The following is a 13,362-nucleotide window of genomic DNA, read 5'->3' on the forward strand; positions in this document are numbered from 1 at the left end:
AAAAGAAGTAAACTGCAATGAAAAAGCCCCTGGTAGGTGAATACATCATCTATCAGGGGCTTTTTGTATTAATACTTAAAATGTTTGTTTTTCAGACAGCGCAACATAGTCAAAATCAAAACCGAAGGCTCTGGGCGAAACCGCCGCAAGGGCTCGTTCCGATTTGTAAAACGCTGGGCATTCCACGGCAATAATTGCTACCCGTTGTCCGTATTTTATGCGTTCAGCATTAATAGGTTCGCTAGTTTCAATATCTACAAGTACGATCAAGTCGGGAACACTTGCTAACACCTTGTCGCTTTGTTTTGCAACCAGATATTCATTTTTGATGTTTACGGTCACGGGAGGTTCGCCACTAAAGCCCGCTACAGTAAGCTCACCAACGTCGTACCCTCCAACAATAGCTACACTTTTATCGGTGATCTTACCTTCAAATAGCAGTTTGCACTGCCCGTAAACTGATTTCTCAAAGCACGCTTTCAAATGTGGCATCATTTGTTGAACGTGACCTCGATGCTTTATCAGCACCTTGCCCAAATTTATGGCGAACGAAACAGTGTGAGGAATAATCGCTGTTTTAACAAACGCGCCTGACATCGGGTGCTCTGCCGCGGTTATCATGCCGCCAGCCGCCATAGAAAAGCTTCTAATATGGCGCTCATAAGTTGTTGTATCTGATGTCGAAAACGCAGCTGTGTTCCCTGCGTAATCTCGTGCTACCGCAGGGGTCGGCTTTGCGCCTGCAATAGCATAGGTCATCATTTGCGCTTCGGGTAAAGCGCGGCCCATACCATCACCATCTATCATGGGAATGCCGGCACCGGCGGCGGCCACAAGCGGCAACAGTGAGTTTCCTCCACCAATTTCAAACGATGCAATGGCATTTACTTTTTTGCTGGTATGCTTTTCAAATGCACGAAGTGTGTCTCCAGCCTCATCAATAGAGGGCAGCAGTTCTAGGCTGACCGTGGGCGCACCAACGGCGCCAAGTGCTACCACGTAGTCTTCACTGTTTAACTCATCAGGCGCGACAAGGGATACCGGGCCGTATTCTAATAAAGCTTGCTTAGCTAAGAGCATGGGCAAGTAGGGGTCACCACCGCCACCGGTTGCCAGAAAAACTGAGCCCATACTTAGCGCGTCTAAATCGTCTATCGTTACGTATGAATTACGCTGCATGTTAGTAGGCTCCTGTGTGGTGTTCAGCGGTTTTGACACTAGCGTCATCAGTGGCGATGTCACCCACCACTTTCACTCTTACACGTCGCATATCACCTTCCATGTAAGGCACCTCTATTTCTTCTATATCGATAGTACGTACTGTGGTTTTGTCGGCACCAGCGGTAACAGCTTTGTCTATGGCAAGCTGAGTTACACCTTTTATTGCGTCGTCGCGTGACATTGCACGGTACGACAACATGCTTTCAGCTTCCCCGCCAATTTGCGCGATAGCAGCGCCGATGGCATTAGCTACACCAGCGTTTACGGGCCGAATAACTTCGCTGGCAGCAGGTAAGTCGCCTTGTATCAACACGGCTCCTCCACCCACTAAAATTACCGGTACTGGTTTGTCGTCGGGTTTCATCATTTCAATGTGATAATTCAAGGTATCACGCATGGTTGTTATGGCGCTTTGGATGACGTCACTGGTTACATGCTTCACTTTCTCACTATCACCAATGTCTGCATGGCCACTGGCAACAATAATGTCTGTGGTAGTTAAGGTGTTGCCGTTAAATATCAATGCCTCGTCTACCAACTTGTGCCCACAGGAATCTGGCCCAATGCGCTTGCCTTCATCTCGTACAATACTTCCGCCACCAAGCCCTACAGCATTAATATCAGGCATGCGAAAATTCGTTCGCACCCCGCCTACTTTTATAATTCGGTTTGACTCCCTCGGAAACCCGTTTTGTAGAACACCAATATCTGATGTGGTGCCGCCAATATCTACGACGATAGCGTTTTCTTTGCCGGTAAGTTTGTAGGCGCCTCTGAGTGAGTTTGTGGGCCCAGATGCAAAAGTAAGAGCCGGATACGCTCGCACGAAGTCGGCATTCATGAGTGTTCCGTCGTTCTGGCTAATAAAAAATGGGCAGTTAAAGGCATGCTTCGTCAACGCGTTTTCAAATGCATTAACCACAGATTGAGCAAATGGGCGTAACGTCGCATTTAAGATGGCGGCATTTTCTCGCTCAAGCAGGCCAATGCTACCAATTTGGTGCGACAAGGTGATTTCACAATCGGGAATTGCTGTACGTATAAGTTTAGCTACCAGCAATTCTGGTTCAGCGTTCATTGTTGAAAATGCCGAAGCAATCGCAACCGACTTAATCTCTTTTTGTTTAATATCAGCAATGACGGCTTCTATTTCTTGAATATCGATATCCGCAACAGGGTTGCCGTCGTACAAGTAGCCACCATGACATTCGTAAATACTGGGGTTTATGGCGTTGACCAAATCTTCAGGCCACTCAATCATAGGGGGGCAGCCTTTTCCGCTAGGAAGGGCTAAGCGAATAACAGCAATGTTAGATAACTGGCGACGTTCTACGATAGCGTTAGTAAATTGCGTTGTACCAATCATTACCGCATTAATACTGTTTGCAGATACCGATGCCTTGTTAAGGAGGGCGTTAAGGCTATCTATAATTCCGCTTGCCACGTCTGCAGTCGTTAATGACTTGTTAGTGGCTAAAATCGTCTCATTGTCGAGTAGTACAGCATCAGTATGTGTACCGCCAACATCAATGCCTATACGCATAAGTGTGCCTCAAAATGGTAAGATGAAGTAGTAAGAAAGCAGATAATTACAGGTTGTGTTATGTCATCTAAATTCATAGTTGAACTCGCCTAACTGCAAGCAAGCGTAAGCCTGAACAAACAACAAAGTGTAATATCGCACTGACTAAAATTGCGTCTAACGCGGCAACCCCTGTAACAAGGGAGATCGGCTCGAACAAGTCATAGCCGGCAATTCCCGCACCTACTGCCCAAGCTATTAACGCGCTTTTGTGGTTGGAATGGTTAAGGTTTTGCGCATCGGATGACATTTGTTCAGAAGAAAAAGAGGTAGAATGGTGTGAATCAGAATTTAGTTTCACAAAATACGCGCTTTTATTTAGCACAAAAAAGTCTACGGCGATTATACCGGCCACAGGAATAAACACGGCTGTTAGAACGGATAAGAACAACACGAATATTTCGAGAATATTAGCAAAAGCGGCGAACATGCCCACCACACCTAAACCAATAGCCACAAGTTTTTGTTTTAAGCGGGGCAAGCTTGCATTGACCGCAAGCTCCGCGCTGTAAAGGTTCAACGCATTTAAAATCCAGCTGCCTGCGACAATGATAAGCAGTGACCAGCTTCCTATTCCCAAAGCCAGCAATACATCAAGTATATTGTTCGCTTCAAGCGCATAAGCGGCGAAGCCGGCAATAACAATTACGGCGCTTTGAGCAATTAAATATGACCAAAATGCGGTATATACACCGCCTCTACGCTGACGACTAAAGCGAGTAATATCAGGCAATATAATGGCACCAATAATAATCACTCCGACAATAAGGCTGACCCCTTGACTAATAGAGCTTTGGGCTTGGCTCATATCATTGGTAAAGTGTCCAAAAGAGGTAGTTGTAAGAGACTGATACAAAAGAATGGCACTTACGGCCATCATGATAGGCACCAGAACTACCGACAAACGGTTGATGACGTTAAATCCATACATGGTGGTAAGTATCATCAGTATGCCCACAATAGCTTCTATGCCTATGGTAAGGGGGAGCTCTGAAGTGTCGTGATTTAAAATGGCGGCAACAGACGATGAAAATAAGTCTAAATTTAAGCCAAACCAGCCCACCAGTGAAACGGCAAAAAGTAAATTGAGGATTTGAGCCCCCAAACTACCAAAGGCTACCCGAACGAGCATGTAAGAGTTTTTACGCGTTATAGCGCCGATAGAACCCATTAACCCGCCAACGAGGGTGAGCAGCATACCTCCTATAAGCAGTGTTATTACAGTTTGTTGCCAAGAAAGTAATGCGAATAGCTCTATGCCAGTCATAAATGTCGGTATTGAAAATGACACCATAGCTGACACGGCAGCAACTCTTGGCCATGAAACTAATGCGTCGCCTTCAATGTCTTGTTGTGATGTGTCGTATGGTGGTTCCATATCTTCTGCTCTGATGAAAAGAAAACCTAGTGTAAGTGAGTTAACAGTGAATTTCTGACGGATGTTTAGCGCTTTTCAAAAACTTTCTTTTTAAGTACAGTCGCAAAACAAAAGATAAATTTGGTAGGAGACATCGCATCGCCAAAAAGACCATTAAGCTAGATGAGTACAATAAAAAAATTCTAGCTACCATTCATAAATACGCAGATATTTCTAATCAAGAATTAGCAGATCGTGTTGGCTTGTCGGCAAGCGCATGCTTTCAACGAAAGAAAGCACTGCAGGAAGCAGGATACTTTTTTAATTTTCATACCGAGATGGATTTGGATCGTATCTGTGAGCATGTGTTGGCATACGTAGAGTTTTATCTTAAAAGCAATACAGCGCAGCAGCGGCGAAAGTTTGAAAAAGCATTGCAAGGCATTCCTGAATTTATGGACTGCTTGAGAATGAGCGGTGACGTTGATTATATTTCATTCACCTGTTTCCCTAACTACAACGCACTTAAGCAAATGTGCGACAGTTTATCTGACGATCCAAATTTGGGGATAAATCGAATTGTTATCCGCCCAGTGCTAGAGCGTACTAAGTGGTACTTGGGGTACCCTCTGGAAAAACTGAAATGGATTGACTAACGATTTCCGCCCATAAGATATAACGCTATTAATGCCTAAGTAGTAACTCGCCCGTGCTCCAATATGCCTTTTAACGGCGATGTAACTCACATACACGGGCGCCGAGTCATCTATTTACTCACCATCACAATGAGAATTGGTTTTATCAAAAGCGCTATCTCTTTCAAAACTAATTGTACATCGATGGGCATCTATAAGCGCAAAATCCTCTTTGGGAATGAAAGCGTCGTAATCACGTTGAAGCTTGACCTGTGCTTCTTTGCGAATTTTACTGCGGCGGATAGCCGTTACAAAATTGCGCATTTCATGGTGGTTCGTGAGTTCTAATTCAGGCACAGATACTGGTGTGCCGTTATCATCTTTGGCAACCATGGTGAAAAAGCTATTGTTGGTGTGCTTAACTTCATTCGTTTTAATGTTTTCCGTTGTGACTTTTATTCCCACAACCAACGATGTATTGCCCACGTAATGAACCGTTGCATCTAGATGAAGTAAATCGCCAACCTCAACAGGCTGTAAGAACTCCACCCCATCAACCGTGACGGTCACGCAATAAGCGCCAGCGTGCTTACTTGCACACGCGTACGCAACTTTATCCATTAGGGATAAAATAACACCACCATGCACCTTGCCGCCAAAGTTAGCGAAAGAAGGCACCATTAACTCAGTGAGTCTTGTTCTTGAAAACTCAACACTACGTGCAGTCATAAACAACCTTTAATTTTTAGCTCTTGAAAAGAGCCATTTAAGCGTTCATATCACTATTAGTTTCACCCTACCATAAAAAGTAAGGAATGGTTTTGACACAAACGCATTTTTATCAACCAAAAGAAGGTCATGGCCTGGCTCACGACCCGTTTAACGCCATTATTGCGCCACGTCCTATTGGCTGGATTTCTACAAAATCAAAAGCGGGCGTGTTAAACCTTGCCCCTTATAGCTTCTTTAACGCCTTGAACTATACGCCACCTATTATCGGGTTCTCTGTTGTAGGCAGTAAAAAAGACACTTTGGTAAACGTGCAGGAAACCAGTGAGTTTTGCTGGAATTTGGTATCGGAAGATTTGGTTGATGCAATGAATACAACAAGCAAACCTTTAGCACCAGAAGAAAGCGAGTTCGACCATGCAGGGCTGCAAACTATTGACAGTGAAATTGTGCAGGTTCCTCGCGTAAAAGCAAGTAAGGTCAGCATGGAGTGTAAGCTTACCGACGTCGTGCAGCTAAAGTCAGCCTCAGGCGATGAGGTGAATAGTTGGTTCATTATGGGCGAAGTGGTGGGCGTACACATTGACAAGTCGCTTATTGAAAACGGTGTTTATAGCACGCTAAAAAGTGCGCCAGTTTCACGTGGCGGAGGACGTGGTGATTACTACACTATATCCCAAGAGAACTTTTTCGAAATGCTAAGACCTGAGTAACGGTCTTTAATAGAGTATCGGCAAAACTTAATCCTCATTGGTGACCTAGATGTTAAATATGAACTTTGATGAACGCTTGGCTATAAATACGCAGTTGCAAGAGTGGCAAGCATCACCATCGTCTACGGTATGGCGAAAGCCGTTAGAGCGTGAAGCGAAAGAGTCGGGCCACACAACTAGCGTAGTGAGGTACGAGCCTGGCGCTAGCTTTAAACAGCATAGCCACCCTTATGGTGAAGAAATTTTGGTGCTTGAAGGCGTCTTCTCCGATGAGCATGGAGATTACCCTGCAGGTACTTACCTTCGTAACCCTCCTGGCAGCAAACACAGCCCGTTTAGCAAAGAAGGCTGTGTGATTTTAGTGAAGCTGAATCAGTTTGATAAGCGCGATCTGGCTGAGGTTCGGGTGAACACTAATACTGCAGAATGGCTACAAGGGCAGGGCGGTTTAGAAGTGATGCCGCTTCACAATTTCGAGCATGAACACGTTGCCTTAGTTAAGTGGCCAGTGGGTGAGGTATTTAAGCCTCACAAACATTTTGGTGGCGAAGAAATTTTCGTGCTGTCGGGTACGTTTAAAGACGAACACGGTGAATACCCAAAAGGCACATGGATTAGAAGCCCGCATATGAGCCAGCATCATCCATACGTTGACGACGAAACAGTGATTTGGGTAAAGACAGGGCATTTGCCTGTGGCGTTGTAGGTTGTTATCGCTTTGTTTCTAAACTTAAGCGTTGGTTTTTAATACCGTAAAGACAACTTGCTTGCGATACTTAAGGGCCAGATATAAGAAAGGCTAACGCGAGGTTAGCCTTTCGTGTCAAAACTGACTTGTTTAATTTTACTTGTTGGTTTTGAAAGAATTTCCGTCTCTCAGTAAAAGAAAGGTTTAATCCCAAATACCATCTTCTGACTTACCCTGTATTTCACAGTCGCCCGCTTTGTATTCCATGTTTGCGCCACTGTCTTTTTTCTTAAAGTAGTCTTTGCTGATAGAAACAATGGTAGGTGTCATCCATACAATAGCGATGATGTTAATAACGGTCATTAAACCTAACGCCATATCGGCCATGGCCCATACCTGAGGTAACGCTGCCTGTGCGCCCCAGTAAATCATGCCTAAATAGCCAACTGTGTAGACCAAGCGGCCTAATTTGTTATCTAGCTTGAACATGTGCAAGTTACTTTCGCCATAGGCGTAGTTTGCAACTACAGATGTGAATGCAAATAAGCTGATGGCGGCTGCCACAAAGTCGGTACCACCTTCGCCTAGGTGGCTACTCATCGCATCTTGAGTTAAGCGTATGCCTTCCATTTGATCAGAACTTGAACCGCCAGCAAGTAGAATGATAAAGGCAGTAGACGTACAAAGTACTAGGGTATCTAAGAAAACGCCTAGCATCTGAATGTAACCTTGAGAAACCGGGTGGTTAGGGTTTGGAACAGCACTTGCCGCTGCGTGTGGTACAGAGCCGCTGCCCGCTTCATTTGAATAAAGGCCGCGTTGAATACCATTTTTAATGGCAGCGCCTAGTGCACCAGCCCCCGCTTCTTGTAAACCAAATGCCGACTTCACGATATCAAGCAGCATGGCTGGCAGTTCTGAAATATTAATGAAGGTAATGGCAAGCGCTACTAGCACGTAGCCAATCCCCATGAAAGGAACCACAAACTCGGCAAAGCGGGCGATGCTTTTAAGTCCACCCACAACAATTAACGCTGCTAAGGCAATAATGGCTAGGCCAACATATTCAGTAGGGAAGGAGTACGCATTGTTTAACGCATCGGTAATGGTATTAGCTTGAACGGCACTGAAAACGAAACCGTAGCCAAAGAACAAACACAGCGAGAAAGCAACGGCTAGCCAAGTTTTGTTTAAACCTTGCTTGATATAGTACGCAGGGCCGCCACGGAACTCGCCGTTTTCGTCACGTACTTTATATAGCTGACCTAATACACTTTCAGCAAAGCCGGTGGCCATACCGAGAAGGGCAATCATCCACATCCAAAATATAGCGCCGGCACCGCCTAGCGATATAGCTACCGCAACGCCAGCTAAGTTACCCGTGCCTACACGAGCCGATAAACTGGTACATAAGGCTTGGAATGAACTTATGCCGTCTTTAGTCGAGGTGTTACTGCCTTTAAGCAGGCTAAACATATGGCCGAAGTGTCTAAGCTGTACACCGCCTAGTTTTACGGTAAACCAAATACCACATGCCAATAGCATGATAATAAGTACCTGGCCGTCTCCCCACAGAATATTGTTAACTAATGAAACGAATTCGTTTATCACGCACTTTCCTTCGTTATTGTTTTAATAGTTACTCGGACTGTAAAAATGAACTGAACATGACAGGTGCGTTGTCAGAACAAACGCTTCGGTTTGGGCAAACACAGATCTGCTAAACCTTAGAATAAGCCGAGCTATATCGATAAAGAACCAATACTAGCACGACAATTAAATGATTGGACAATGAAAACGTACTGAAACTATGACGTTTTATGCTCGCATATAGCAAATTTATTCATTTAGAAGGGAAAGGGCGTGGTGTTTATAACTAAAATCTATCAGCACTTTTTAGAAAGGGTAAACACAAACAAAAAAGCCGCTCAAAAGAGCGGCTTTTTCAAGAATATGGCTGGGGTAACAGGACTCGAACCTATGAATGGCGGGATCAAAACCCGCTGCCTTACCAACTTGGCTATACCCCAATATTGGTGCGGAAGGAGAGACTTGAACTCTCACGCCGTGAAGCACTGGAACCTAAATCCAGCGTGTCTACCAATTCCACCACTTCCGCAATGTAGACTTCCAATTAAGGAATGTAAAAGTTGGTGGCTACGGCGAGATTCGAACTTGCGACCCCATCATTATGAGTGATGTGCTCTAACCAACTGAGCTACGTAGCCTTAACTTTTATCTTCAATAAAAAGCCGCTCAATGAGCGGCTTCTCAAGAATTTGGCTGGGGTAACAGGACTCGAACCTATGAATGGCGGGATCAAAACCCGCTGCCTTACCAACTTGGCTATACCCCAAATGGTGCGGAAGGAGAGACTTGAACTCTCACGCCGTGAAGCACTGGAACCTAAATCCAGCGTGTCTACCAATTCCACCACTTCCGCGTAGACGCTAGCTATAATAGTCATTCAAAAAAGAATGGCTGGGGTAACAGGACTCGAACCTATGAATGGCGGGATCAAAACCCGCTGCCTTACCAACTTGGCTATACCCCAGTCGTGGTGCGGAAGGAGAGACTTGAACTCTCACGCCGTGAAGCACTGGAACCTAAATCCAGCGTGTCTACCAATTCCACCACTTCCGCGCAGCTAGACTTTCCTAAAAGAGATATGTGAGAATTGGTGGCTACGGCGAGATTCGAACTTGCGACCCCATCATTATGAGTGATGTGCTCTAACCAACTGAGCTACGTAGCCTTGCTATTCTCTTCCCTCTCAGGAAGTGGCGCGTATTATGCGTATATGACTGGCAACCGTCAACCCCTTTTTTACTAACTTTTTTTAAATGCTCATTAAGTGTGCGCATTAGGGCGAAATACGCACAAAAAGCCGTGAATTTGAACAACTTGCAAGGGGGAAAGTACGCATTTACCAAGCTTTGTCACTGGCTTTTGTTTGGTAATAACACACGTCAATTGGGCGTGGGCCGTAGGTATTGTCATGAAAAAACGGGTTATCTAGGTTTCTTCCCGTATTAGCCCGCTTTTTGTATTCTTCATGATGTGGCGTTTGTAAAAAGAAAGGCGTTGAGTTGCCATTATGTACAAAAGCCTGCTTAATTTTGCTTTCTTGTGTAATGTCATCTAAAACGCCGCCCGTATCCATATTGCCTCTAGGCAACTTTTGAAGTAACGCCATACCTTTTACTACACGACCTACCACCGACATATTTCTATCTAAATGTCGTGGTGCTTGCCCAATTACAATATAAAACTCGGTACTGGCGGTATCTTTCTCGCTATTGCGAGCAAACGCCACAACACCAGGGCAGTGAAGCCCCCACATTTCTTTACGGCTTTTATCTATACCCATTGGGAACCCGTCTAAAAAGCCAGTATTAGGTGCAAACATATCTTTAGATTCAACGACGTTTACATTGCTGTTAAGTGGCAGAGTAAATTCAGCGCTTATTGGCTTAAGCAGTGTTGACGGAAATTGTGTTGCGTCGTGAGTATCATTACTGCCTGCCTGTGCGACAAAGCCATCTACTACACGATAAAACGCTTGCTCGTTATAAAAGCCTGCGTCTATAAGGGCTTTGAACCTGGCCACATGTTTTGGCGCAAGGGTAGGGTGAAGTGCAATAACCACGTCGCCATGTGCGGTTTTGAAGGTTACCGTATTAGCTTGGGGTACCTGATACCAACTGTCGGCATTGCTTACCAACGTTGGCGCTATTTCGCCGCCGCTGATACTAGATTGTGTGTTTTCCGCTTTAATCTGAGTTTCATTGGCAATGGAAAAACTAGTAAAACCTAGTAAACATAACGTTCTAACCAAGGCTTTAAAAAGGGGTTGTCGGTTTTTTAGCTGTGTGTCTCGTTGCGACTTATTTTGCAATAACGCGAACGGTTGTAAATTGCTAAGCTGTTTTAGAATCATTATAGAAGCCGTTAGTTTTTTGTCAGTTATATCAGCCCTATGAACGCTTCACAATTGTTTACCGCAAACAAAAAAGCCACCTTGCGGTGGCTTTAGTAAACAGTGCTAGTTTCTGAGTTAGAAATTATACGTTAAAGCGGAAGTGGATAACGTCGCCATCTTTAACGATATAGTCTTTACCTTCAAGACGCCATTTACCTGCATCTTTAGCACCTTGTTCGCCGTTAAACTCCACAAAGTGGTCGTAGCTGACTATTTCAGCGCGAATAAAGCCTTTTTCGAAGTCGGTGTGAATTTTACCCGCGGCTTGTGGCGCTGTTGAACCTTCTGGGAAGGTCCATGCACGTACTTCTTTAACACCGGCAGTAAAGTAGGTTTGAAGCGTTAGCAAGTTATAACCGGCACGAATTACGCGGTTAAGACCAGGTTCTTCTAAGCCCATGTCCTGCATGAATTCTTCGCGCTCGTCATCTTCAAGCTCTGCAATATCAGACTCAATAGATGCACAAACTGCTACTACCGTAGCATTCTCGCCTGCTGCAATTTCTTTTACCTGGTCAAGGTACGGGTTGTTTTCAAAGCCGTCTTCATTCACGTTAGCAATGTACATGGTTGGCTTAAGAGTAAGCATGTTCATGTAGCTGATTGCTGCAAGTTCTTCTTTGCTAAGCTCAAGTGAACGAAGCAATAAGCCTTCATCTAGGTGCGGCTTAATCTTCTCCAGCACTTTCATTTCGTACTTAGCGTCAGCGTCGCCGCCTTTGGCGCGTTTTGCTACACGGTGTAGTGCTTTTTCTGTGGTTTCTAAATCAGATAGCGCAAGCTCGGTATTAATAACGTCAATGTCATCTTTAGGGCTAACGCGACCTGCAACGTGAACAATGTTTTCATCGTCGAAGCAGCGAACCACGTGACCGATAGCGTCGGTTTCACGGATGTTAGCTAGGAATTTGTTTCCTAAACCTTCACCTTTAGAGGCACCTTCTACCAAGCCAGCAATGTCTACGAACTCCATGGTAGTAGGAATAACGCGTTGTGGATTTACGATTTCAGCCAACTTGTCCAAACGAAGATCTGGCACAGGTACTACACCTGTGTTTGGCTCAATAGTACAAAACGGGAAGTTTGCCGCTTCAATACCTGCTTTTGTTAATGCATTGAAAAGTGTTGATTTACCTACGTTTGGTAGGCCAACAATACCGCATTTAAAACCCATGGCATGGATCCTTAGTTTGGAAAAGTGAAAACTGGCTAGGTTTACCCTTTGTGAGAGTGCAACCTGTTTTGTGCTTGCTTAAGGTCTTCTTTCAGCAAAATTTCGGTACAGCGTACCGCTTCATCAACGGCGCTTTCAATAGCTGCCTTTTCATCTGCTGGTGGCTTACCAAGAACATGGCCGGTTACTCGGCTTTTATGACCCGGATGACCAATACCTATACGCAAACGCAAAAAATTCTTGTTGTTACCCATTTTAGCCACAATGTCACGTACGCCGTTTTGACTAGAACTTCCACCCACTTTGTATTTTGCTACGCCGGGGGGTAAATCTAATTCGTCAAACGCTACTAATATTTGTTCTGGTTCTATGCGGTAAAAATTAGCCAGTGCTGCTACGGCTTGTCCACTTTTATTCATAAACGTAGTGGGGTAGAGCAAACGGACATCTTTGCCAGCAATAGTTATGCGAGCAGTTTTACCGAAGAATTTGGTTTCTGGTTTTAGCGGGGCGTTGTAGGTGTCGGCAAGTTGGTTGAGAAACCATTCACCGGCATTGTGTCGGGTATTTTCATATTCGGGGCCTGGATTACCCAGGCCCACGATTAGGCGGATATCAGCCAAGAGGATTATTCCTCTGAAGCTTCTTCTTCGCCGTCTTCTTCTGCATCAGCCGCTTTAGGAGCAGGCTTAACAGTCACAACTGCTAGGTCGTGAGCTTCGTCGTTCTTAGCAAGTTCTACTGAAGCAACGCCAGCCGGAAGAGTTAGGTCAGAAAGGTGTAGCGTTTGACCCATCTCAACACCAGCCATATCTACTTCGATGAACTCAGGAAGATCTTTAGGCTGACAAGTAACTTCGATTTCAGTTACGTGGTGCTCTGCGATACCGCCAGCTTTAACAGCAGCAGAAGCTTCTTCGTTTACGAAGTGAATTGGAACGTTAGTGTGAACGTCTTGACCAGCGATAACACGTTGGAAGTCAATGTGCATGATCTTTGGCTTGTACGGGTGACGCTGCATGTCTTTAACTAGAACTTCAACAACTTTACCGTCAAGGTTTAGTTCAAGAACGTGAGAGTAAAACGCTTCAAAGTCAGCAGAGTTGTTTACTTTGTTGTGATCTAGTGTGATAGAAACTGGTGCTTCTTCACCACCGTAGATGATACCAGGAAGCTTATCTTCGCGACGTAGGCGGCGGCTCGCACCTTTCCCTAGGTCTGTACGAACAGAAGCATCTAGTTTGAAATTTGCTTCAGACATTGTCTGTCTCCAAAAAATAT

General features: G+C 44.9%; 12 protein-coding genes, 8 tRNA genes and 1 pseudogene. 4 read left to right on the forward strand and 17 right to left on the reverse strand.

Annotation, left to right across the window (positions count from 1 at the left end; translation table 11 throughout):
- Nucleotides 1-75: 75 nt before the first annotated feature.
- The 3 genes from ACXAFM_RS16370 to ACXAFM_RS16380 form a co-directional block, all read right to left on the reverse strand.
- Complete coding sequence (locus ACXAFM_RS16370) at nucleotides 76-1,179, reverse strand: DUF917 domain-containing protein (protein ID WP_474835312.1); 1,104 nt, start codon at nucleotides 1,177-1,179, stop codon at nucleotides 76-78.
- A gap of 1 nt (nucleotide 1,180) precedes the next feature.
- Nucleotides 1,181-2,764, reverse strand: a complete 1,584-nt coding sequence (locus ACXAFM_RS16375) for an ROK family protein (protein WP_474835314.1) — start codon at nucleotides 2,762-2,764, stop codon at nucleotides 1,181-1,183.
- Between the two features lie 73 nt (nucleotides 2,765-2,837).
- Nucleotides 2,838-4,181, reverse strand: a complete 1,344-nt coding sequence (locus tag ACXAFM_RS16380) for a purine-cytosine permease family protein (protein ID WP_474835316.1) — start codon at nucleotides 4,179-4,181, stop codon at nucleotides 2,838-2,840.
- A 152-nt stretch (nucleotides 4,182-4,333) separates the two neighbouring features.
- On the opposite strand from ACXAFM_RS16380, the pseudogene ACXAFM_RS16385 reads away from it, so the two are divergent.
- Both ACXAFM_RS16385 and ACXAFM_RS16390 read left to right on the forward strand, forming a co-directional pair.
- A pseudogene (locus tag ACXAFM_RS16385) lies at nucleotides 4,334-4,465 on the forward strand (Lrp/AsnC family transcriptional regulator); the annotation flags it as partial.
- Between the two features lie 39 nt (nucleotides 4,466-4,504).
- Nucleotides 4,505-4,816, forward strand: a complete 312-nt coding sequence (locus ACXAFM_RS16390) for an Lrp/AsnC ligand binding domain-containing protein (RefSeq protein WP_474835318.1) — start codon at nucleotides 4,505-4,507, stop codon at nucleotides 4,814-4,816.
- A gap of 114 nt (nucleotides 4,817-4,930) precedes the next feature.
- On the opposite strand, the gene ACXAFM_RS16395 is transcribed toward ACXAFM_RS16390, so the two are convergent.
- Complete coding sequence (locus ACXAFM_RS16395) at nucleotides 4,931-5,524, reverse strand: acyl-CoA thioesterase (protein WP_474835320.1); 594 nt, start codon at nucleotides 5,522-5,524, stop codon at nucleotides 4,931-4,933.
- Between the two features lie 92 nt (nucleotides 5,525-5,616).
- Here ACXAFM_RS16395 and ACXAFM_RS16400 point away from each other — a divergent pair, with 92 nt between their 5' ends.
- Both ACXAFM_RS16400 and ACXAFM_RS16405 read left to right on the forward strand, forming a co-directional pair.
- Nucleotides 5,617-6,237 carry a flavin reductase family protein gene (locus tag ACXAFM_RS16400; protein WP_474835322.1) on the forward strand — a complete coding sequence of 207 codons (621 nt, stop codon included), beginning with the start codon at nucleotides 5,617-5,619 and terminating at the stop codon, nucleotides 6,235-6,237.
- 49 nt (nucleotides 6,238-6,286) lie between these two features.
- On the forward strand, nucleotides 6,287-6,943 hold the full coding sequence (locus ACXAFM_RS16405; protein ID WP_474835324.1) for a cupin domain-containing protein: 657 nt from the start codon (nucleotides 6,287-6,289) through the stop codon (nucleotides 6,941-6,943).
- 186 nt (nucleotides 6,944-7,129) lie between these two features.
- Here ACXAFM_RS16405 and ACXAFM_RS16410 read toward each other — a convergent pair whose 3' ends face one another.
- From ACXAFM_RS16410 to ACXAFM_RS16470, 13 genes are all read right to left on the reverse strand, one after another.
- Nucleotides 7,130-8,536, reverse strand: coding sequence for an alanine/glycine:cation symporter family protein (locus tag ACXAFM_RS16410; protein WP_474835326.1), 1,407 nt, complete (start codon nucleotides 8,534-8,536; stop codon nucleotides 7,130-7,132).
- A gap of 343 nt (nucleotides 8,537-8,879) precedes the next feature.
- Nucleotides 8,880-8,955, reverse strand: a tRNA-Gln gene (locus ACXAFM_RS16415).
- A 4-nt stretch (nucleotides 8,956-8,959) separates the two neighbouring features.
- Nucleotides 8,960-9,044: transfer RNA gene (locus ACXAFM_RS16420), tRNA-Leu, on the reverse strand.
- 32 nt (nucleotides 9,045-9,076) lie between these two features.
- A tRNA-Met gene (locus ACXAFM_RS16425) sits at nucleotides 9,077-9,153 on the reverse strand.
- Nucleotides 9,154-9,205: 52 nt separating this feature from the next.
- Nucleotides 9,206-9,281 (reverse strand) — tRNA-Gln (locus tag ACXAFM_RS16430).
- A gap of 2 nt (nucleotides 9,282-9,283) precedes the next feature.
- Nucleotides 9,284-9,368 (reverse strand) — tRNA-Leu (locus ACXAFM_RS16435).
- Nucleotides 9,369-9,403: 35 nt separating this feature from the next.
- Nucleotides 9,404-9,479: transfer RNA gene (locus tag ACXAFM_RS16440), tRNA-Gln, on the reverse strand.
- A 4-nt stretch (nucleotides 9,480-9,483) separates the two neighbouring features.
- A tRNA-Leu gene (locus tag ACXAFM_RS16445) sits at nucleotides 9,484-9,568 on the reverse strand.
- Between the two features lie 35 nt (nucleotides 9,569-9,603).
- Nucleotides 9,604-9,680: transfer RNA gene (locus tag ACXAFM_RS16450), tRNA-Met, on the reverse strand.
- A gap of 171 nt (nucleotides 9,681-9,851) precedes the next feature.
- Nucleotides 9,852-10,865: a peptidylprolyl isomerase gene (locus ACXAFM_RS16455; RefSeq protein ID WP_474835328.1), complete on the reverse strand. Its 1,014-nt coding sequence runs from the start codon at nucleotides 10,863-10,865 to the stop codon at nucleotides 9,852-9,854.
- 124 nt (nucleotides 10,866-10,989) lie between these two features.
- Nucleotides 10,990-12,081: a redox-regulated ATPase YchF gene (gene ychF, locus ACXAFM_RS16460; RefSeq protein ID WP_118489665.1), complete on the reverse strand. Its 1,092-nt coding sequence runs from the start codon at nucleotides 12,079-12,081 to the stop codon at nucleotides 10,990-10,992.
- 41 nt (nucleotides 12,082-12,122) lie between these two features.
- A complete protein-coding gene (pth, locus tag ACXAFM_RS16465) occupies nucleotides 12,123-12,704 on the reverse strand; it encodes an aminoacyl-tRNA hydrolase (RefSeq protein WP_025254772.1) in 582 nt (193 codons plus the stop codon).
- A gap of 5 nt (nucleotides 12,705-12,709) precedes the next feature.
- Entirely contained in the window at nucleotides 12,710-13,342 is a 633-nt protein-coding gene (locus ACXAFM_RS16470; RefSeq protein ID WP_474830953.1) for a 50S ribosomal protein L25/general stress protein Ctc, read from the reverse strand.
- Nucleotides 13,343-13,362: the final 20 nt, after the last annotated feature.

Source organism: Alteromonas sp. ABD4_190, assembly GCF_056160105.1.